The sequence below is a fragment of the Klebsiella sp. H-Nf2 genome (assembly GCF_002806645.1).
Lineage (GTDB): Bacteria > Pseudomonadota > Gammaproteobacteria > Enterobacterales > Enterobacteriaceae > Klebsiella > Klebsiella variicola.
Genome location: NZ_PIBL01000010.1, coordinates 12,259 through 31,808 on the forward strand (window position 1 = coordinate 12,259; position 19,550 = coordinate 31,808).

Consider the following 19,550-nt stretch of genomic DNA (forward strand, 5'->3'; position numbering starts at 1 on the left):
GCCATTACAGCACCGTATCTAGCCAGGATGTGATCCATGAGTACCTCGCTGTCCGTGATTCGTCGTTTCGTTGAGTACTACGCCGGGCTGGATGCGCAGCCGCCCGCGGCGCTGGCCGCGCTGTACCATCCGGACGCGACGCTGAGCGATCCTTTTGGGCAGCATCAGGGGCTGTTCGCTATCCAGCGCTACTTTACCCATCTGCTGGCCAACGTGGAGCAGTGCCGGTTCACCATCGACACGCCGCTTTGCGACGGCCAGCGGTTCGCCGTGACCTGGACCATGCACTGGTCGCATCCGCGCATTGCCGGTGGAGAAACCCTGGCCCTGCCGGGTTGCTCCGTGGTGGGCATCGCCGGGGAGCAGATCCTCCACCAGCGCGACTACTACGATGCCGGGGAGATGATCTACGAACATCTTCCCCTGCTGGGCTGGGCGGTGCGCGGCGTGAAGCGGAGGGTACGATCATGATGACGGTGCTCATCACCGGCGCCAGCTCCGGGATCGGCGCCGGTCTGGCGAAATCCTTCGCGGCGGATGGCCATCTGGTTATCGCCTGCGGGCGCGATGCTTCGCGCCTGTCGGCGCTCAAGCAGTTCAGCCCCAACATCAGCGGGCGCCTGTTCGATATGACAGACAGGGACGCCTGTCGCCAGGCGCTGACGGGCTGTTTTGCTGACCTGATCATTCTCTGCGCCGGGACCTGCGAATACCTCGACCATGGGCAGGTGGATGCCGCCCTCGTGGAGCGAGTGATGGCCACCAACTTCCTCGGGCCGGTGAACTGCCTGGCGGCGCTGCAGACGCAGCTGGAGGCAGGCGATCGGGTGGTGCTGGTCAGCTCGATGGCGCACTGGCTGCCCTTCCCGCGCGCGGAAGCCTATGGCGCCTCCAAGGCGGCGCTGACCTGGTTTGCCAACAGTCTGCGTCTGGACTGGGAGCCGAAAGGGGTGGCCGTCACGGTGGTCTCTCCGGGCTTCGTCGACACCCCGCTGACGCGCAAAAACGACTTCGCCATGCCTGGCCAGGTGAGCGTGGATCGGGCGGTGGCGGCGATCCGCCATGGCCTGGCGAAAGGCAAAAACCACATTGCCTTCCCCACCGGCTTCAGCCTGGCCCTGCAACTGCTGGCCAACCTGCCATCGGGTATCCAGCGCCTGCTGTTGCGCAGGATGGTGCGCTCATGAACATCGCCATCATCGGCAGCGGTATCGCCGGGCTGACCTGCGCCTGGCGGCTGGCCGGACACCATCAGGTGACGCTGTTCGAAGCGGGCGCCACGCCGGGCGGCCACACCGCCACCGTGGATGTCGCCACGCCGCAGGGCACCTGGGCCATCGATACCGGATTTATCGTCTACAACGATCGCACCTATCCGCGCTTTATGGGCCTGCTCAGCGAGCTGGGGATCGACGGGCAAAAAACGCAGATGAGTTTCTCGGTTCACAACCCGACCAGCGGCCTGGAGTACAACGGTCACAGCCTGACCTCGCTCTTCGCCCAGCGGCGCAATCTGCTGAAGCCAGCCTTCTGGGGGCTGCTGAGCGAGATCGTCCGCTTTAACCGGCTGGCGAAACTGGCGCTAACCGAGGCGCTGGATCCGGGGGCGACGCTGGAGAGCTTCCTCGCCCGCCACCGCTTCAGCCCCTTCTTCGCCCGCCACTATATTCTGCCGATGGGGGCAGCGATCTGGTCGTCGTCGCTGCAGGAGATGCGTCGCTTCCCGCTGCCGCTGTTTTTACGCTTCTTTGAACACCACGGCCTGCTGGATATTCGCGATCGCCCGCAGTGGTACGTGGTGCCCGGCGGTTCCCGGGAGTACGTTCGCGCCCTGCTCGCCAGGCTCGGCGATCGTCTGGATCTGCGGCTCAACGCGCCGGTACAGCAGGTGGACCGTCACCCGACGGGGGTCACCCTGCGGCTGGCGTCCGGGGAGGCGCATTTTGACCAGGTGATTTTCGCCTGCCACTCCACGCAGGCCCTGGCGATGCTGGCGGCTCCCACCGACTCCGAACGCGAAGTCCTCGGGGATATCGGCTGGCAGCGTAACGAGGTGGTGCTGCACAGCGATCCGCGCTGGCTGCCGGAGCGCCAGCGCGCCTGGGCCAGCTGGAACTATCGCCTGAGCGACGGGGATCGGGCCCGGGCCTGCGTCACCTACAACATGAATATTCTCCAGGGGCTGCCCGCGGGCGCGCCGCTGTTCTGCGTCACCCTGAACCCGGACGCGCCGGTGGACGATCGCTATGTTTGGCAGCGCTTCGTCTATGAGCATCCACTGTTTAACCCGCAAAGCTGGTCTGCCCAGCTGCGGCGCGAAGAGATTAACGGCCAGCAGCGGAGCTGGTACTGCGGGGCCTACTGGTACAACGGCTTTCATGAGGACGGGGTGCGCAGCGCGCTCGACGTGGTGCAAGGCATCGCCGCGGCGGAGGGCAACTGAGATGAACAGCTGCCTCTATCAGGGCGTCCTGCGCCACCGTCGCCTGCAGCCGAAGGCGCACCACTTCGTCTACCGCCTGTTTATGGCCTGGCTCGACCTCGACGAACTGGACAGGCTGCCTGAGGCGGGTATCCGCCGCAACCGCCTGGCCGCCGCCGCCTGGTACGACGCCGATTATCCGCTGGGCGCGCCGCTGAAGGCCCAGGTGCTGAACCGGCTGGAGAGCCTGACTGGCAGCCGCCCGGCGGACCGCGTGATGCTTCTGACCCAGCTGCGCTACTTCGGCTTCCATTTTAATCCGGTCAACTTTTACTACTGCTATGACGAAGCCGACACCCTGCGCTGGGTGCTGGTCGAAGTGCGCAACACGCCGTGGAATGAGCGTCATTACTATGCGGTGGACGGCCAGCAGGCGCGCCCGCTGGAGAAAGCCTTTCACGTTTCGCCGTTTAACCCGATGGACATGGTCTATCACTGGCGCTTCAACGCGCCCGGCAAAACGCTGCACATGCATATTGAAAACCATCAGGCCAGCAAGGTGTTCGACGCCACGCTGGCCCTGAGCCGCGTGCCGTTGACCCGCGCCAACCTGCGCGGGCTGCTGCTGCGTCTGCCGCTGATGACCCTGAAAACCGTCCTCGCCATCTACTGGCAGGCGCTGCGGCTGTGGCTGAAGCGCGTGCCGCTGTACAACCATCCTGTCAGCAGGAGTGAACGCTCATGACCGATCCCGTCTTTGCGCTTGAACCCGATGTGCCGCGCAACGTGCGGCTCGCGCGCTGGCTGCTCTTTCGTCTGTTGAGCGGCCTCCGCGAAGGCTCGCTCACCGTGCGCGAAGGGGCGCAGATTTTTCATTTTGGCGACCCCGCCGCCGCACTGCGCGCCGAGGCGCGGGTCTGCACGCCGGAAGTGTACTGGCGTCTGCTGACCGGCGGCAGCCTGGCGGCGGCCGAGGCCTGGATGGACGGCGACTGGGAGAGCCACCAGCTGACGGCGCTGCTGCAGATCCTCGCGCGCAACGGCGAGGTGCTGGGGCGTCTGGAGCGCGGCTTTCGTCTGCTGGGCAAGCCCGTCGCCCGCCTGCACCACTGGACCCGCCGCAACACCCGCGCCCAGGCGCGGGAGAATATCGCCGCCCATTACGACCTCGGCAACGAATTTTATGCCCACTTTCTGGATGACGACCTACTCTACTCCAGCGCGTTGTTTACCGATGACCAGCAGGATCTGACCCAGGCCCAGCGGGCCAAGATGGCGCGTCTGTGCGACCAGTTGGCGCTCACTCCCGGCGATCATCTGCTGGAGATTGGCACCGGTTGGGGGGCGCTGGCCGAGTACGCCGCCCGCCATTACGGCTGCCGGGTCACCACCACCACCCTTTCCCGGGAGCAGCACCGCTGGGCTACCGAGCGCATGGCCCGCGCCGGGCTGCAGGATCGCGTCGAGGTGCTGCTCTGCGACTACCGCGATCTGCGCGGCGAGTACGACAAACTGGTGTCGGTGGAGATGATTGAGGCGGTGGGCCAGCGATACCTCCCGGCCTTCTTCCGCACCTGCCAGGCGCGCCTGCGTCCGGGTGGCAGAATGGCCCTGCAGGCGATCACCATCCAGGATCAGCGCTATCGCGACTACAGCAAAAGCGTCGATTTTATCCAGCGCTACATCTTCCCGGGCGGCTTTTTGCCCAGCATCACCGCGATGAGCGAGCTGATGACCCGCCATACCGATTTTGTGGTGCGCAACCTGTTCGACATGGGCCCGGACTACGCCCGCACCCTGGCCCACTGGCGGCAGCGTTTTACCCACGCCTGGCAGGATATTGAAAAGCTCGGCTTTGATGAGCGCTTCCGCCGGATGTGGCTCTACTACTTCGGCTACTGCGAAGCCGGATTTAACGCCCGCACCATCAGCGTGGTGCAGCTCACCGCGGAGCGGGTATGACACGCCCGGCGCAGCACCTGCTGATGGCCCTCGCGTTCGATGTTTACTGGACGCTGGTGGTGATGTTGCGCGAGCGCGGCCTGCTGATCTGGCTGACGCTGGCGATCTTCGCCTGGCTGCGGTTGCCGGCGGCCAGCCGTCCGCCCGCCCTGCTGTTGGCCGCGGCGGGCTGCAGCCTGGACGCCTGCTGGGCGCTGGCGGGGCTGATCGATTTTCGCGGCGACAGCCTGCTGCCCCTGTGGATGGTGGCCCTGTGGCTGATGTTCGCCGTCGTCTGGACCCGGCTGACCCGCACCACGACGCTTCCCGGCTGGGTGCTGGCCACGGCGGCGACCGTCGGCGGCCCGGTGGCCTACCTGATCGGCGCTCGCCTCGGAGCCATGACCCTGCTGGTGCCGATGGCGCTTGCCGTGGCCGCCATGGCCTGCGGCTGGCTGGTGCTCATGCTGTTATTCCATCTGGGGATGGGGAGGCGAAAATGAGATTCGCCCTGTTACTGCTGTGGCTGACCACCCTTGCCCCGGCGGCCCACGCCGCCGACTGGCTGACGTGGCGTCGCGTTGGCGAGGCGACCCTCACCTGGGGGCCATTCACCGTCTATCACTCGCAGCTGCGCACGCCCAATGGCCGGTATGACGGCCCGCAACAGGATCGGGCGCTGATCATTACCTACCAGCGCGACATCGATCGCGATGCGCTGGTGGACGCCACCCGTGACCAGTGGCAGGCGCAGGGCATTCTGCAGCAGGAGCCGCGCAGCGAAGCCTGGCTGCGCATGCTGCAGGGGATCTGGCCGGATGTTGCGCCGGGCAGCCAGCTGGCGTTCGTGGTCAGCGGCGGCGAGGGGCAGTTCTGGTACCGCGCCAGCGCCGCGCAGACCCCCTTTACCCCGCTCGGCCCGCGCCAGTCGGCGGCGTTCAGCACCCGCTTTCTCGCCATCTGGCTCGATCCGCGCACCACTTATCCCGAACTGCGTCAGCAGTTGATCGGAGGTACACCATGAAACGCATTCTGACCCTGGGCCTGGCGCTGCTGATGCTGATCCTCGCCGGCTGCAGCACCGAGGTCACGGAGTACCGGCAGCAGCAACCCGCCCTCGACATCTTTCACTATTTTCAGGGGCGAACCGAGGCGTGGGGGATGGTGCAGGATCGCAACGGCAAGCAGCTGCGCCGCTTCCATGTAGCGATCGATGGCGACGTCGTCGGCGACACCCTGACCCTCCATGAGCGCTTTGTCTATGACGACGGCGAGAAGCAGCAGCGGGTGTGGCGCATTCGCCGCACCGGCGATAACCGTTACCAGGGCACCGCCGGCGATATCGAAGGCGTGGCCAGCGGCCAGGCGGCAGGCAATGCCTTTCACTGGCGCTACAGCATGAACGTCGAGGCCAGCGGCAGCCGGTGGCTGCTGCACTTTGACGACTGGATGTTCCTGCAGGACGGCAGCCATTTGTTTAACAAAACCGAGATGAAGAAATTCGGCATTACGGTCGCCACCGTGACCCTTTTCTTTACCCGAACCACAGCAGAAGAGAGGACAGCGCCATGAACACGCAACCTGTCATTGGGATCAGCGGATGTTTAACCGGCTCAGCCGTGCGATTCGACGGCGGGCATAAGCGTATGGGCTTTGTGATGGATGAGCTCGCGCAGTGGGTGGCGTTTAAACCCGTCTGCCCGGAGATGGCGATCGGCCTGCCCGTTCCCCGCCCGGCGCTCCGCCTGGTGCAGACCCCGGTCGGGGAGATCCGCATGCGCTTCAGCCACGCCCCGCACGAGGATGTGACGGAGAAGATGGCTGATTTCGCCAGCGCCCACCTGGCAACCCTGGGCGAACTGTCGGGCTTTATCGTCTGCGCCAAATCGCCGAGCTGCGGGATGGAGCGCGTGCGGTTGTACGATGAAAAAGGCAATCGCGGGCGTAAGGAAGGCGTGGGGCTGTTTACCGGCGCCCTGATGGCGCGCTACCCGTGGCTGCCGGTGGAAGAGGATGGCCGGCTGCACGATCCGCTGCTGCGGGAGAATTTTGTCGAGCGCGTTTTCGCCCTGCATGAACTCAACGCCCTGCGCGCCCGCGGCCTGACCCGTCACGGCCTGCTGGCCTTTCACAGCCGCTACAAGCTGCAGCTGCTGGCTCACCACCAGGCGGGCTACCGGGAGATCGGCCCGTTCGTCGCCTCGCTGCATGAATGGGAGGATCTGGAGGCTTTCTTCGAGGTCTATCGCGAAAAGCTGATGGCGATCCTCAAGCAGCCCGCCTCGCGGAAAAACCACACCAACGTGCTGATGCATATTCAGGGTTATTTCCGCGACCAGCTGAACAGCCGCCAGCGCGGCGAACTGCGGGAGGTGATCCTCAACTATCGCGCCGGGCTGCTGCCGATCCTCGCCCCGCTGACGCTACTTAAGCACTATCTGGCCGAGTATCCGGATCGCTACCTGCAGGCGCAGAACTATTTTGACCCCTACCCGCAGGATCTGGCCCTGCGCCTGACGGTGAACTGAGGGAGCCTGGGCCAGTTGCCCGGCGGCGCTGCGCTTGCCGGGCCTACGGGGGGATCCCGTAGGCCTCCTCAGTCGTAGCCCGGCTAAGCGTAGCGCCAGCCGGGAACGCTCCTTCGACAACGTTATCGCATCAGAACCACGCCTCAAACATCCCGCCGACGTTCAGCGAATCCAGCTGCTGGTCCTGGGTGCCGTTGACCTTCGCGGTATGCTCGTTGTCCACCTGGCCACCGGTCACGTAGAAGCGCAGCATCGGGCGGAACTCCGGCCCCATGCCGATGGCGATGTTCTGCGACAGCGTCAGCTTCCAGCCGTGGTTATCCCCGCCCTGGTCGTAATCCACGCGCTGGTAGCCCGCTTCCAGCCAGGTGGAGTGCACGTCGTTCCAGAAATACATCGGCCGCACGATGGCGCCGTAGTTTTTACGGTTGTCGGTGTTGTCCTTGCCGTTGTCGTAGTCGTGGAAGGCCAGCAGGTATTCGATCTGCGCCTGCTGGGTGAACTTATGGCTGCCCTCGAAGCTGGCGTAGACCGTGGTCAGGTCGTCGGTTTTGTTGTAGACGCTGTTATCCGAGTTGTCGGAGTAGCGCAGGATCACCTTGTTCACCCCGCTGTCGTTGGTGTGGCTCAGCACCAGGCCGCCCTGCCAGGCTTCGAGGCGCGCGTCGCTGTCCACCGCCTTCGAGTCAAAACCGTAGTTGGCATACACCTCGACGTCGATCGGTCCGGCCTTGATGTTGTGGGTTTTGGTGGTCAGCGCGTAGTGGCCGTTGTCGCCGGTATCGGAGCTGCCGGTACAGGTGATACGCGACGGGTTGGTCTCGTCGGCCATCACTTCCGGACTACAGGATTTCACCTGCGAGACCGTCGCCACGTCAAACTGCACGCCGCCGATATCAAAGTTCTTCACCCCGGCGCCCTGGCCGTCGTGGTTCATCCAGAAGTAGTCGTTGATCCCCTGTTGCGGACGCTGGTGGAAGTCGCGCCCGGCCCAGATATAGGCGTTGGGGTTGGAGTCGAGGACGTTGGTGACGCCGACGTAGGCCTTCTTCAGGTTAACCTCGTCGCTCCAGTGGTCGAACATGACGTTGAGATCCCAAATGGCCCCCTGCGCGCTTTTGAAGGCCTTGCTGATCTGGAATTCGCCGCCGTTGCTTTCGTTGCCGAGACGGCCGATCGCCGAGGCGCCGTTATAGGAGCCGTCGACGCCGACATATTTCTGGTCGCCGGTCTGGAAGTGGGCGCCATAGCGGGCATAGCCGCTGAACTTGAGGCCAAACGGAATGGCCATATCCGGCGAGGCGGCGGTGGTCTGCGGGTTAGTGATCACGTCGACCTTTTTGTTGGCCGCGGCGTCGATTTTCGCCTGGCGGTCGGCCAGCGCTTTATCAACGGCTTTGGCGACGATGGCGTCGATCTGTTCCTGAGTAAATTCTTGCGCCATTACAGAGGTAAGCGGAAAAAACGCGGCGATAACCGCCATGGTTAATGGAAGCTTTTTTATCATTGTCATGAGTTTCTCAATATAGGTTAATTTTATTCAGACAATAACCAGCCTATTCTGAGCTGACAGAATATGTCGCTATCATCAGAACAAGTTATTTTTTATTTTGTACGGTCACAGAGGCATTACACAATTATCGCTACTTTCCCTCCTTCGCTGGTATTAAACAGGCGGTCTTTCGCCACTGACAAAAAACACAGCACGAACAAATAAACGCTATTTTTCGGCAGCGGACAAACAGCGTAATACATGCCCCCGCAGGGGCATGTCAGCAAAATTTAACCAAAGATATAGGTATTGACGAGATTTTCGAGTAATTCCTGACGCCCGCTCTGATGCTGCGGATTCAGATTATGCTGCTCAGCGTATCGGGCAATATTATCCAGCGACATCTGCCCGGTCATAATTTTCTGCCCCAGCTCGCCCTGCCAGCCGGCATAGCGTTTTGCCAGACCCTGATCGAGCTTGCCATCCTCAATCATGCGCGCGGCCAGCTTAAGGGACAGCGCCATCACGTCCATGGCGCCAATATGGCCATAGAACATGTCGTATTTGTCGGTGCTCTGCCGACGAACTTTGGCGTCAAAGTTCAGGCCGCCGGTGGTGAATCCCCCGGCTTTGAGGATCTCGTACATCACCAGGGTATTTTCTTCCACGCTGTTCGGGAACTGGTCCGTATCCCAGCCGAGCTGCGCATCGCCGCGGTTGGCATCAACGGAGCCGAAGATCCCCAGCGCGATGGCGCTGGCGATTTCATGGTGGAAAGAGTGCCCCGCCAGAGTGGCGTGGTTGGCTTCAATGTTCACCTTGATCTCATTTTCCAGACCAAACTGCTTCAGGAAACCATACACCGTCGCGACATCGTAATCGTACTGATGCTTGGTGGGCTCCTGCGGTTTCGGCTCGATAAGCAGCGTGCCGCCAAAGCCAATCTTATGCTTGTGCTCCACCACCATCTGCAGGAAGCGGCCAATCTGCTCGCGCTCCTGACGCAGGTCGGTATTCAGCAGCGACTCGTAACCTTCGCGGCCGCCCCAAAGAACATAGTTTTCGCCGCCGAGCTGGTGGGTGGCGTTCATGGCGGTCACTACCTGCGTGGCCGCCCAGGCAAACACCTCCGGATCGGGGTTGGTCGCCGCTCCGGCGCCGTAGCGCGGGTGGGTAAAGCAGTTGGCGGTGCCCCACAGCAGTTTCACGCCGGTTTGCTGCTGTTTCTCCGCCAGCACTTCGGTCATCACGGCGAAATTGTGCAGATATTCTTTCAGCGACGCGCCTTCTGGCGAGACGTCGACATCGTGGAAGCAGTAATACGGCACGTTGAGCTTGTAGAAAAATTCAAACGCCACGTCCGCTTTGCGTTTGGCCATTTCCAGCGCATCGCCCGCGGCCTGCCAGGGACGCTCAAACGAACCGGCGCCAAACATATCCGCGCCATTCCAGCAGAAGTTATGCCAATAACAGGCGGCAAAACGCAGATGCTCTGCCATGCGTTTTCCCAGCACGATTTCATCCGGATTATAGTGGCGAAACGCCAGCGGATTATCGGTTTTGGGTCCGGCAAAGCGAACGCGATCTACCTGGTCGAAATAGGTCTGCATGATGAACTCCGAAATTGAGAAACAGGAAAATTAACAACTGTGACACATCGTGTATTCTCATCGTCGGTTGCTCAATTACGTTATTTCACTCGGCGATTGAGAAAATGCTCAAATGTGAGCCATCTCGCAAATAAAACTATTTTAAATATCTCGCTTCGCGCGCGTATAGAGTACACTTCCTGGGGAATTCAGGTCTCCATACCAAATTAAAATGCCGGTTTTGTCACAATGCCTGCCTGCCAAAAAATTAGCGGCGGATAGCGGTTCAACGCAGGCGATACAGGCCTTTGCTTCGAAGATCACAGAAGTAAAAAAACATAATTATGTAATTTAAAAACGTAATAGATTCTTCCAGGTCAACTGTGTCAGAAAGTGTTTCACCTACACAAAACAAACCGGAGTCTGCTTAGAATGAGTAAAAACATAATGCACAGTCGGCATGAGGAATATCATAAATTAACCCGTGGAGAACGAATTGGTTATGGCATGGGCGACTTTGCGCAAAACCTGGTTTTCGGCACAATTGGGGGTTTTCTGGCTTTGCATATGCTGACGGTAAATACCATCAGCACGGCAACGGCAGGCTTTATTTTTCTTTTTGTCCGTATCATTAATGTGTTTTGGGATCCGATGGTCGGAACCTACGTGGATAAACGAACCTCGAAAGCGGGGAAATATCGTCCGTGGCTGTTACGAGCCGGCGTTCCACTGGTGATCCTGTCGGCATTACTGTTCGCGCCAATCCCTGGAGTGAAAGGTTCGGTGGCTTTCGCCTTTATTATTTATCTGGCGCTGGACCTGGTTTATTCCTTAGTCAATATTCCCTATGGCTCGCTGAATGCGTCACTGACCCGCGACCCGGAATCGATCGATAAACTGACCAGTACCCGCATGATGCTGGCCAACAGCGCCAACCTGCTGGTCTATACCCTGTTCCCGATGTTTGTGCAGATGGCGGCGCCTAAAGATCGCAGCCTGAAAGACACCGGCTTTTTTGGCCTTGAGCTGAATCTGGGCAACTATACCGATCCGTCGGCGAACTACGCCTGGTTTGGCGTGTATGCCATCTATATGATCATCGGCGCGGTGGCCCTGTTTATTTGTTATAAATTCACCAAAGAACGCGTTGTCGCGACCGCCGAGCAGACCGCCAACGTCAAAACCACTGACCTTTTCCACGAACTCAGACATAACCGCCCGCTGGTTATTCTCGGCATGTTCTTTATGCTGGCCTTTACCTTCATGTTCTTCATGAACACCGTTAACGGCTTCTTCAACCAATTCGTCGTCGGCCACTCCGAATGGATGGGCGCCGTGGGTCTCGTCGCGTCTATTCCAGGCATCGCCTTCCCGGTGTTCTGGCCGAAACTGAAAAAAATCTTTGGTAAAAAAGGCTTCTTCCATCTGTTCCTCGCCATGTTCATCGTCGGCGAACTGCTGACCTACGTCTGGTCACGCGAAGGGATGCACGACGCCCTGTGGCTGGCCTACATCGCCACCTTTATTAAACAGTGGGGCTTAACTTCCGCCACCGGCTTTATGTGGGCGCTGGTACCGGAAGTCATCGCGTACGGCGAATTAAAATCTGGCAAACGCAATGCCGCCATTATCAATGCCATTATGGGACTCTTCTTCAAGATCGGCTTCACCATCGGCGGCGCTATCCCGCTGTGGCTGCTGGCGGTGTATGGATTTAATGAAAGCGGCGCCATGCAGAGCGCCAGCGCCATCGACGGGATCATTATGACCGCGGTGTGGATCCCGATCGCGCTGGCCGCTATTTCGATGGTGATTATCCAGGCTTATCCGATCTCCGATAAACATGTTACCGACATTAACCGTCAGCTGGATGAGATCCGCGTGTAGTTAAAAAAATTATAAATCAGACCGATTCGTCACTTTCCATTTTAAAAGGTGTAATGAAATGTCACTTATTCAAAACCCGATATTACGCGGCTTTAATGCCGACCCCAGTATTATTCGCGTCGAGGATACGTACTATATTGCCAACTCGACGTTTGAGTGGTTCCCGGGCGTGCGTTTACATGAGTCGAAAGACCTGAAAAACTGGAACCTGCTGCCTTCGCCGCTCTCTACCACTACCCTGCTGGACATGAAGGGCAACCCCTCCTCCGGCGGCATTTGGGCGCCGGCACTCTCCTGGGCCGATGGGCAATTCTGGTTGGTGTATACCGATGTGAAGGTCACCGAAGGCGCCTTTAAAGACATGACCAACTACCTGACTACCGCGAGGGATATTCGGGGCCCGTGGAGCGACCCGATCAAGCTGAACGGCGTCGGGTTTGACGCCTCGCTGTTCCATGACGACGATGGCCGGAAATACATCGTCCAGCAAACCTGGGATCACCGGGAGTACCATCACCCCTTCGATGGCATTACCTTAACGGAGCTGGATACCAACACGCTGAAGTTAATGCCGGAAACCGCGCGCACCATTTACCGCGGCACCGCCGTGGCGCTGGTCGAGGGGCCGCACCTCTATAAACTGAACGGCTACTACTATCTGTTTGCCGCCCAGGGCGGCACCGTGTTTACCCACCAGGAGGTGGTGGCGCGGTCGAAAACCCTCGAGGCCGACAGCTTCGAAACCGAACCGGGCGACGTGTTCTTAACCAACGTCGATACCCCGGACAGCTACATCCAGAAACAGGGCCATGGCGCACTGGTCTCCACCCCGGAAGGCGAATGGTATTACGCCTCGCTCTGCGCCCGGCCGTGGAATCGCCCGGGGGAATCCATCTACGACCCGCGCGGCTGGTCAACCCTCGGCCGGGAAACCGCGATCCAGAAAGTGTACTGGGACGACGAGGGCTGGCCGCGTATTGAAGGCGGTCACGGCGGGAAAACCTTCGTCGAAGGGCCAAAAGACGCCATCTTCACCGAAAGCGCCAGCGATAATAGCCAGCAGGATGACTTTACCTCGCCAGCGCTCGACCCGAACTGGAATACCCTGCGGGTGCCGTTTACGGCCAAAATGGGCACCACCGGCAACGGCAAATTAACCTTAATCGGCCAGGGTTCGTTAGCCAATACGCATGACCTGTCGCTGATTGCCCGCCGCTGGCAGGCCTTCTATTTTGACGCCGCGGTGAAGGTAAAATTCGAGCCCTTCAGCTACCAGCAGATGGCCGGGTTAACGAATTACTATAACGACCGCCACTGGAGCTTTGTCTTCCTGACCTGGAATGAAATTAACGGCAAGGTCATCGAAGTCGGCGAAAATAACCGCGGGAAATACACGTCGTACCTGAAAGATAACGCCATCAAGGTGCCGGACGGCGTCGAATACGTCTGGTTCCGGACCAAAGTCCGCAAGCAGACCTACAGCTATGAATACAGCTTCGATGGCGTGACCTTCACCGAGATCCCGGTCCAGCTGGATGCCGCGGTGCTGTCCGATGACTATGTATTGCAGAGCTACGGCGGGTTCTTTACCGGCGCGTTCGTCGGCCTAGCGGCGGTAGACTACGCCGGGTACGGCACCCAGGCTGAGTTTTATCAGTTCGAGTATCAGGAGCTGGGCGATAGGTTAGCGGCCGATGGGAGTTATAGCTGGGAGGCTGGCGAGACGCGGGATAAGTAAGAAAGAGCGGGCCCACGCTACCGGTAAGGTAGCGTGGGGTTTGTGGTGTGCGGGAACGCAACGGTTATGCGCTTCCGATTTTTTCAGGCTTGCGTCGCAGGAGGCGAACGCGGTCTCCACTCCCACAGCAAGATCCGTCGTAATACTTAAAAAGCGATCCACCTGGAATCGCCGCATCTGGTGGGTTGATCGGCAAGGATTTTGCGAGCATCATCGCATTTATTTAGCTGCCAATGTCACACTATGCCCTCCAGCACGACCCTGCAACACGCGATCGAGAACATCACCATCTGGCGCAAAGGCGAACAGCGTGCGCCGCATAAGCCACTGTTGCTGCTGTATGTCCTCTCTCAGTACCAGCGCGGCCATGCGCGGATGTTCGATTACGCCTCGGAGATACGCGATGAGCTGCATAGCCTGCTGGAACGCTTTGGCCCGCAGCGCCGCCAGTACCGGCCGGACATGCCCTTCTGGCGCCTGAAAGGCGACGGCTTCTGGGAGCTGCACAACAGCGAGCAGTGTTCAACCCAGGGCAGCCGACAGCCGCCCGGCAAAGAGCTGGAGCTCTGCCACGTCGCCGGCGGCTTCGATGAGCCGCATTTTGCGCTACTCAACAGAAATAAGAAGCTGATCAATACCCTCGCCCATCAGATCCTCGAGGCGCATTTCCCGGAGAGTATTCAGGAAGAACTGGCTGAAGAGATGGGGTTTGATCTGCTGCAGATCCGTAAAGAACGCGACCCGCATTTTCGCCAGCAGGTGCTGCGCGCCTATAACTATGAGTGCGCGATCTGCGGCTTCAATATGCGCCATGATAATACCTCCGTCGCCCTGGAAGCGGCCCATATAAAATGGAAGCAGCACGGCGGCCCATGCGAAATCCCTAACGGCCTGGCGCTCTGCGCGATTCACCATAAGGCTTTTGATAAAGGATCCATTGGTCTGGATGAGGATATGCGCATCCAGGTTTCACCGGCGGTGAACGGCGGGGGCATCGTTGGCAGGCTGTTCTGGGATTTTGATGGTAAGCCGATTACCTTACCGCAGGGGAAAGAATGTTATCCCCAGGAGGGGTTTGTGGCGTGGCACCGGCGGGAGGTGTTCAGGGGGTGAGGGGGTATGGGGATGGTGATAAGCGGGTTTCGATGCTGCCTTCTCGCTCCTGAACATCAACAGATCCTTTCGTGTCTGCGCCACCATCGTCTTTAAGCCACATATACGGAGGAATTGGCATCTCATTTGCTACTTATCGTTGAAATTAACTGCAATGTCATAATGTAGAGTACAGTTGAAAGGCATATCACTATTATTAGCGATATATAAAAGAAAGTGTCATACATCGTATCGGCGTTCACACTCCCGAACAAGAAGTGGCAAATATCCCTTGCGATATCATAATCGAGATAGACTTCCGGCCTTGGAAGTGCACGTCCCAGAACCAAAAACAGCAATATAAAATAAATAATCTTACTGATTTTACGGGCAAGCGTTATTAGAGCCACTGGCAACAACCTCCACCCAACCGCGAGCCCTCAGGGAACGCATGCAGGGAACCTGTACTAACGATGTATTCATAAGCGCATTCCGGATTATGGCAAAATCAGAATTATGGGCGATAGTAATACAACCCTCGAAAACCGTCCCCGGATGCAAACGGAAATTACCGCGTTTCACACCTTTACCCACCTCTCATCGTCGATTCCGTGGTCGCCACGCCATAACGCAAACCAATCGCTATTCCCCCACCGTAGTTCGCGGAAGGATGTAATGAAACGATTGGTATTAGCCTGCTTTTATTTATTTTCAAAGATTTGGCTGTAGCTTCCGTTCTCACGCCGGGAGCGGATATCACTCTGGTGAATTCGTCAATGTTTGCTCGTGAAGGATATCGACGGCACAACATGATGCTGTCGATGTGTTCACATACCCCCCTGTTCATGAGTCATAAACCTGTTTCTGCCATGAACAAGTCAGAGCAAACACATATAAACTAATAATTTTAACATCCAAATTTTTTGCGTATCCAATCACTTATCGAATACTTATATGCGCTTTATTATTTATTAAATTAATACATCTCACACCAAGATAATCCATCATAATAATCAACCGTAAAGTGATATACTATGATGTTTTACGCCTTATTTAAATCAATGGTTCAAAATCATTTTGCAATACAATTTGTAACAATTAGGTTATGGTAACACTTATCAAGTTATTTATTCTCTTGTAAATTACCATCGATTATTTCTTGCAAAAATGATGTACATCCTCAGTCATTTATTTAAACATAGGATAGCTATATGGCAGACATAGAAGGGATAGCGCGGAAGTTATATAACATCATTATCTCTCCTGATACAGTTACAGGGCTTATCAATGGTGGATTATCTGTTCCTTTAGATTATGGTTATCTGATTTACGGTATCTTTGATACGGATACAAGATATGAACGTGAAACAGAAAGAATCCGTATGATGACCGCGATAAGACATGACATTCTTAACTATGAAAATATCGTTAATGCAGTTAAATTAATCTTTCAGTTATTTAATAAATATCTATCCGAATCAGAACAAGATAGAATATACAGAAGTGTAGTTACCTCTATCGTGGGTAGAATCTCTACGAATATTATCGCATCGAACATTGCTAAAGCCGTTATAGAAAAAACGTCATTTACTTATGTAGTATTTAAGGGGAAAGGGAATCCAATAGCTTTTTTAAGTACTATCCTCTTGTTTGGTGGAATGGCAGAGCGTTCCATCAGGACGTCTAATAAACTCAGGAATGAAGCGCCCGAGGTATACTCGTTGTTAAGGCCCTGCGATTATGATCTTCTTTATTTCTTATTTGCCGATGCGGTACAACCTTTTGTGGATGCCATCCATGCAGGGTACACTGAGGGCAACCCTGTGTTCGACAAGATTATGAAAAGAGTGGAAGATCATTTAAATACGAATGCTAAGGCTGAGTGATATGAAAAAAATTATCACGCCACTCGTCGATATAGTTCTCTGCACCTATATTATTACTGCATGCTTTATTTGCTTGACTGAGTTTAATAACTGGCAGAATAAAATAATCGCAGTAACGATTACAATCGGCAGCGCTTATATCATCGCCATTGCGTTGAATAGATTTCTGGGAACAAAGATAGGTGTGTTAAGCGGTGTTTTTAATTTACTATCAGGCCCGCTACTAATTATAGGCGCTATTGTTTGCATAGCCTTATTTGACCCGTGGCCGGTTAAGATTATTGGTCTGTTTTTATGGGTCATTATAATGTTTTGTTTACCTTCATTTATAAATAGAGATAAGGAATAATCATGTCAAATCCAGCATATCTTTGGCTAACCGATACAAACGGCTCCCCTATAACGGGTAGTTCTCTCGTTACAGGGCGTATTGGCGCTATTGAATTAAAAGCGGTAACGCACCACCTATCCATTCCTGTGGATGGAAACACCGGGAGATTAACAGGAACCAGAGTACATACGCCTATTACGGTACAGAAAGATTTTGATAAAACAACGCCCCTTTTATACAAAGCGCTGAGTGAGAACCAAACATTAAAGTCGGCAACCATAAAGATGTATCAGATCCTTGATGCAGGTGTTGAAAGCGAATATTTTAATATTATATTAGAGAATGTAAAAGTAACTGGAATTACCCCCAACTTATTTCCTGATTCTGGTACAGGCACACATAGCGAAACGATTCAGTTAAGGTATGAGGCCATCACCTGGAAACATTGCGATGGGAATATCATTTACAAAGATTCCTGGAATCATCGGGCAACAGCATAAACTCCCCTTAGACTAAAGGCCATTCAAAAAAGTGGCCTTTTCTAAGTTTAACTGATGATTTAAACCACCCTCGCCAAACAAGCCATCCAAATGCAACCGCATGGTTTGGAGGCATAGTATCTTAAGCCTATACCTCCTTGAGTATAACTGAATTAATTCAGCCCATTCGATACCTGCATTGCGATAAACCCCTATAACTTCCGCTGCTCCAGGCTGGAATAAATCGCTCTAATTTCCGCTTGTAAGCTTTCGCCACGGTATACCATCGACGTATCGTATCGTTTACAAGTGGCTACGGGCGTGGGGTCAGTCCATATTTAGAGCCATTAGGGTGAACGAAAAGATGCATACCGTTGCCATCGGTCAGCTTATATTGTTTGTCCGCTGGCATAGCTGTTCCGACTTCGATATCTTGTAACGCCATGCTTATCCCCTCCCTACTGGTAACAGCGTTATCGAACTTGGAATACCATCATTTATACCTATATCTGTTGGTAGATGTGCATTGAAGTGGGTTGACCTTGAGAGAGCCAGTATCGCGGGCGCAGGAATGACAGGTAAGCACTAAATTTCAGGCACAAAAAAAGTGCCCTTAAGCGACTTGATTGTGTCTTTTGGTGCGAAGGCCGGACTCAAACATCAACTCAACACAATGAAAAACAACAGATAAATAATTAACAACATGATTTATGCCCCCATTTGTGCCCCCAACCATTTTTTCACCACCATTCACCTTAGCTATCTGATATGACTTACAAAAAAAATTTTGAAAGCTTCTTTTGGTTAGGATCCGTAACTCGGAACCTAACCGGGACAAAGATGCTATAAAAAAGTTTTTTTGCATTTAACTACTCACACTGTTCACCTCTGACTTTTATATAATTATTTCATGGTATTAAGTGATGACCAGACGGTGAAGGGTGAACAGTCGATTGTTCATCCGTTGGGATAATCAGGCATAAAAGACCGGCGGGTGCCGGTCTGATGGTGGGTTATGTCGCTGCGGGTTCGTCGCACTTCGGCAGCCCGTCGCCGTTGCTGCCCCTGAGCTTCAGGTTAGTCTGTGTCCCCTGTTTTATCTGCCGCTTCTCGTAATTCATCCCGTACTCTTTCAGTATCACGGTTAGCCCCGGCCCGAACATTTCAGGCTGAGCACGTTTCTGTACCCGTTAGCCTTCATATCTACCTCACTTATCAACATAAGCAGATACGCCAAATCAATGCTATCAAGCTTGAAGCTTTAAACCTAAGTCCCATGGAAAAGTATAGATGTATGAGGTGCTTGAAACTGCTGCCCAGTTGATTTTTACGTTTTGTGAGTTGCTCAGAAGAGTTTCACTCTCCCTATCCCATTCGAAATCACTCGGTAACAACTGCCCAGGGACATGAGGCGACAATGCCCCAAAGGCAACATAATTCCATGCTCCTGGTGGCCCTTCTCTTCCTGAAACTACGAGTTCTTGATGCCGTGAGGATTCCCTATACTCCAAAGTTAAGTGTTCCTCTTCCATAAGGTCTTTTAGGGTTAATCTTCCCAGCGGTGGGAAGCAAAGGTGCCAAGATGGAAATTCGAAAGTTGTATCAGGGTCAATCAATGCCACTGCAATGGTTTCGATAGAATCATTTGTGTTGAATGTCAGAGAAACCAGTGAGTCTGAATACCTGTATCCCCACCATTTATCACCTATGCGGTTAGGAACACCTAGTTGCTGCTCAACCCAGCGAGATGGAGCACCAAGCTCTATCCCTGTGAATATATTTTCAGGTGTTCTACGTCGTTCGATACGAACATTAGGTCTTGCTAACTTTGACCTTAAAACACGAACTCCATGCTTACTCATTGCGAGCCAAATGAGTGCTATACCACCAACAAAACTTCCAACCGCATTAACCATAATATCCTTGACGGGTATATGATTTAATAGCATCTGCAATTGCACAATCCAGGCATCCTGCGCCATTGTTAACCTCACTGAATGCGGACGATTTGTCCGCCCTTAATATTTTAAAAATTACCTTCAAAATAATACCGTGACCACAGTACAGAATTATATGGTAGTGAGCAGAGTGTTGAGGATGATAAAAAGTTTTTTTGCATTTAACTGTTCACACTGTTCACCTTCTTATTTTTCTTTTTAATATCA

19 protein-coding genes and 4 pseudogenes are annotated in these 19,550 nt (G+C 55.3%); 15 read left to right on the forward strand and 8 right to left on the reverse strand.

The window, feature by feature from the left end:
* The first annotated feature begins 36 nt into the window (after nucleotides 1-36).
* From CWM58_RS20510 to CWM58_RS20550, 9 genes are read left to right on the forward strand one after another with little or no spacing between them, the layout of a single operon-like run.
* Nucleotides 37-471 (forward strand): nuclear transport factor 2 family protein, encoded by a 435-nt coding sequence (locus CWM58_RS20510; protein WP_100681650.1) that lies wholly within the window; start codon nucleotides 37-39, stop codon nucleotides 469-471.
* Nucleotides 468-1,187, forward strand: coding sequence for an SDR family NAD(P)-dependent oxidoreductase (locus CWM58_RS20515; protein ID WP_100681651.1), 720 nt, complete (start codon nucleotides 468-470; stop codon nucleotides 1,185-1,187). The genes CWM58_RS20510 and CWM58_RS20515 overlap by 4 nt, the downstream gene beginning before the upstream one ends.
* Nucleotides 1,184-2,443 (forward strand): NAD(P)/FAD-dependent oxidoreductase, encoded by a 1,260-nt coding sequence (locus CWM58_RS20520; RefSeq protein ID WP_100681652.1) that lies wholly within the window; start codon nucleotides 1,184-1,186, stop codon nucleotides 2,441-2,443. Before CWM58_RS20515 ends, CWM58_RS20520 begins: the two co-directional genes overlap by 4 nt.
* A 1-nt stretch (nucleotide 2,444) precedes the next feature.
* Nucleotides 2,445-3,167 carry a DUF1365 domain-containing protein gene (locus CWM58_RS20525; protein WP_100681653.1) on the forward strand — a complete coding sequence of 241 codons (723 nt, stop codon included), beginning with the start codon at nucleotides 2,445-2,447 and terminating at the stop codon, nucleotides 3,165-3,167.
* Nucleotides 3,164-4,384 carry an SAM-dependent methyltransferase gene (locus CWM58_RS20530; RefSeq protein ID WP_100681654.1) on the forward strand — a complete coding sequence of 407 codons (1,221 nt, stop codon included), beginning with the start codon at nucleotides 3,164-3,166 and terminating at the stop codon, nucleotides 4,382-4,384. The genes CWM58_RS20525 and CWM58_RS20530 overlap by 4 nt, the downstream gene beginning before the upstream one ends.
* A complete protein-coding gene (locus CWM58_RS20535) occupies nucleotides 4,381-4,866 on the forward strand; it encodes a DUF2878 domain-containing protein (protein ID WP_100681655.1) in 486 nt (161 codons plus the stop codon). The genes CWM58_RS20530 and CWM58_RS20535 overlap by 4 nt, the downstream gene beginning before the upstream one ends.
* A complete protein-coding gene (locus CWM58_RS20540) occupies nucleotides 4,863-5,387 on the forward strand; it encodes a hypothetical protein (RefSeq protein ID WP_100681656.1) in 525 nt (174 codons plus the stop codon). The genes CWM58_RS20535 and CWM58_RS20540 overlap by 4 nt, the downstream gene beginning before the upstream one ends.
* On the forward strand, nucleotides 5,384-5,935 hold the full coding sequence (locus tag CWM58_RS20545; protein WP_064180971.1) for a DUF3833 domain-containing protein: 552 nt from the start codon (nucleotides 5,384-5,386) through the stop codon (nucleotides 5,933-5,935). The genes CWM58_RS20540 and CWM58_RS20545 overlap by 4 nt, the downstream gene beginning before the upstream one ends.
* Complete coding sequence (locus CWM58_RS20550) at nucleotides 5,932-6,891, forward strand: YbgA family protein (RefSeq protein ID WP_004178436.1); 960 nt, start codon at nucleotides 5,932-5,934, stop codon at nucleotides 6,889-6,891. The genes CWM58_RS20545 and CWM58_RS20550 overlap by 4 nt, the downstream gene beginning before the upstream one ends.
* Nucleotides 6,892-7,021: 130 nt before the next feature.
* Here CWM58_RS20550 and CWM58_RS20555 read toward each other — a convergent pair whose 3' ends face one another.
* Complete coding sequence (locus CWM58_RS20555) at nucleotides 7,022-8,404, reverse strand: carbohydrate porin (RefSeq protein ID WP_072125516.1); 1,383 nt, start codon at nucleotides 8,402-8,404, stop codon at nucleotides 7,022-7,024.
* A 269-nt stretch (nucleotides 8,405-8,673) separates the two neighbouring features.
* Nucleotides 8,674-9,993 (reverse strand): xylose isomerase, encoded by a 1,320-nt coding sequence (gene xylA / locus CWM58_RS20560; RefSeq protein WP_032736746.1) that lies wholly within the window; start codon nucleotides 9,991-9,993, stop codon nucleotides 8,674-8,676.
* A gap of 426 nt (nucleotides 9,994-10,419) precedes the next feature.
* Here xylA and CWM58_RS20565 point away from each other — a divergent pair, with 426 nt between their 5' ends.
* The 3 genes from CWM58_RS20565 (at nucleotide 10,420) to CWM58_RS20575 (ending at nucleotide 14,710) form a co-directional block, all read left to right on the forward strand.
* Entirely contained in the window at nucleotides 10,420-11,859 is a 1,440-nt protein-coding gene (locus tag CWM58_RS20565; protein ID WP_165455226.1) for an MFS transporter, read from the forward strand.
* A 58-nt stretch (nucleotides 11,860-11,917) separates the two neighbouring features.
* Nucleotides 11,918-13,597, forward strand: a complete 1,680-nt coding sequence (locus CWM58_RS20570; RefSeq protein WP_100681657.1) for a glycoside hydrolase family 43 protein — start codon at nucleotides 11,918-11,920, stop codon at nucleotides 13,595-13,597.
* A 243-nt stretch (nucleotides 13,598-13,840) separates the two neighbouring features.
* Complete coding sequence (locus tag CWM58_RS20575; RefSeq protein WP_042936901.1) at nucleotides 13,841-14,710, forward strand: phosphorothioated DNA-binding restriction endonuclease; 870 nt, start codon at nucleotides 13,841-13,843, stop codon at nucleotides 14,708-14,710.
* Nucleotides 14,711-14,738: 28 nt separating this feature from the next.
* On the opposite strand, the pseudogene CWM58_RS29065 reads toward CWM58_RS20575, so the two are convergent.
* From CWM58_RS29065 to CWM58_RS20585, 3 genes and pseudogenes are all read right to left on the reverse strand, one after another.
* Nucleotides 14,739-14,831 (reverse strand): annotated as a pseudogene (locus tag CWM58_RS29065) (type VI secretion system tube protein Hcp); the annotation flags it as partial.
* A 1-nt stretch (nucleotide 14,832) separates the two neighbouring features.
* Nucleotides 14,833-15,099, reverse strand: coding sequence for a hypothetical protein (locus CWM58_RS29335; protein ID WP_100681658.1), 267 nt, complete (start codon nucleotides 15,097-15,099; stop codon nucleotides 14,833-14,835).
* Nucleotides 15,074-15,342: pseudogene (locus CWM58_RS20585) on the reverse strand (tlde1 domain-containing protein); the annotation flags it as partial. The gene CWM58_RS29335 and the pseudogene CWM58_RS20585, both read right to left, overlap by 26 nt.
* Nucleotides 15,343-15,900: 558 nt before the next feature.
* Here CWM58_RS20585 and CWM58_RS20590 point away from each other — a divergent pair.
* Genes CWM58_RS20590 through CWM58_RS20600 form a run of 3 tightly spaced genes read left to right on the forward strand, consistent with a single transcriptional unit; the run spans nucleotide 15,901 to nucleotide 17,406 of the window.
* On the forward strand, nucleotides 15,901-16,575 hold the full coding sequence (locus CWM58_RS20590; protein WP_100681659.1) for a hypothetical protein: 675 nt from the start codon (nucleotides 15,901-15,903) through the stop codon (nucleotides 16,573-16,575).
* 1 nt (nucleotide 16,576) lies between these two features.
* On the forward strand, nucleotides 16,577-16,924 hold the full coding sequence (locus CWM58_RS20595; protein ID WP_100681660.1) for a hypothetical protein: 348 nt from the start codon (nucleotides 16,577-16,579) through the stop codon (nucleotides 16,922-16,924).
* A 2-nt stretch (nucleotides 16,925-16,926) separates the two neighbouring features.
* Nucleotides 16,927-17,406 carry an Hcp family type VI secretion system effector gene (locus CWM58_RS20600; protein ID WP_004192264.1) on the forward strand — a complete coding sequence of 160 codons (480 nt, stop codon included), beginning with the start codon at nucleotides 16,927-16,929 and terminating at the stop codon, nucleotides 17,404-17,406.
* 313 nt (nucleotides 17,407-17,719) lie between these two features.
* On the opposite strand, the pseudogene CWM58_RS20610 reads toward CWM58_RS20600, so the two are convergent.
* The 3 genes and pseudogenes from CWM58_RS20610 to CWM58_RS20620 form a co-directional block, all read right to left on the reverse strand.
* Nucleotides 17,720-17,830: pseudogene (locus CWM58_RS20610) on the reverse strand (DUF4102 domain-containing protein); the annotation flags it as partial.
* A 568-nt stretch (nucleotides 17,831-18,398) separates the two neighbouring features.
* Nucleotides 18,399-18,586, reverse strand: a pseudogene (locus CWM58_RS29575) (primase-like DNA-binding domain-containing protein); the annotation flags it as partial.
* A 46-nt stretch (nucleotides 18,587-18,632) separates the two neighbouring features.
* Nucleotides 18,633-19,367 (reverse strand): hypothetical protein, encoded by a 735-nt coding sequence (locus tag CWM58_RS20620; protein WP_074440718.1) that lies wholly within the window; start codon nucleotides 19,365-19,367, stop codon nucleotides 18,633-18,635.
* Nucleotides 19,368-19,550: the final 183 nt, after the last annotated feature.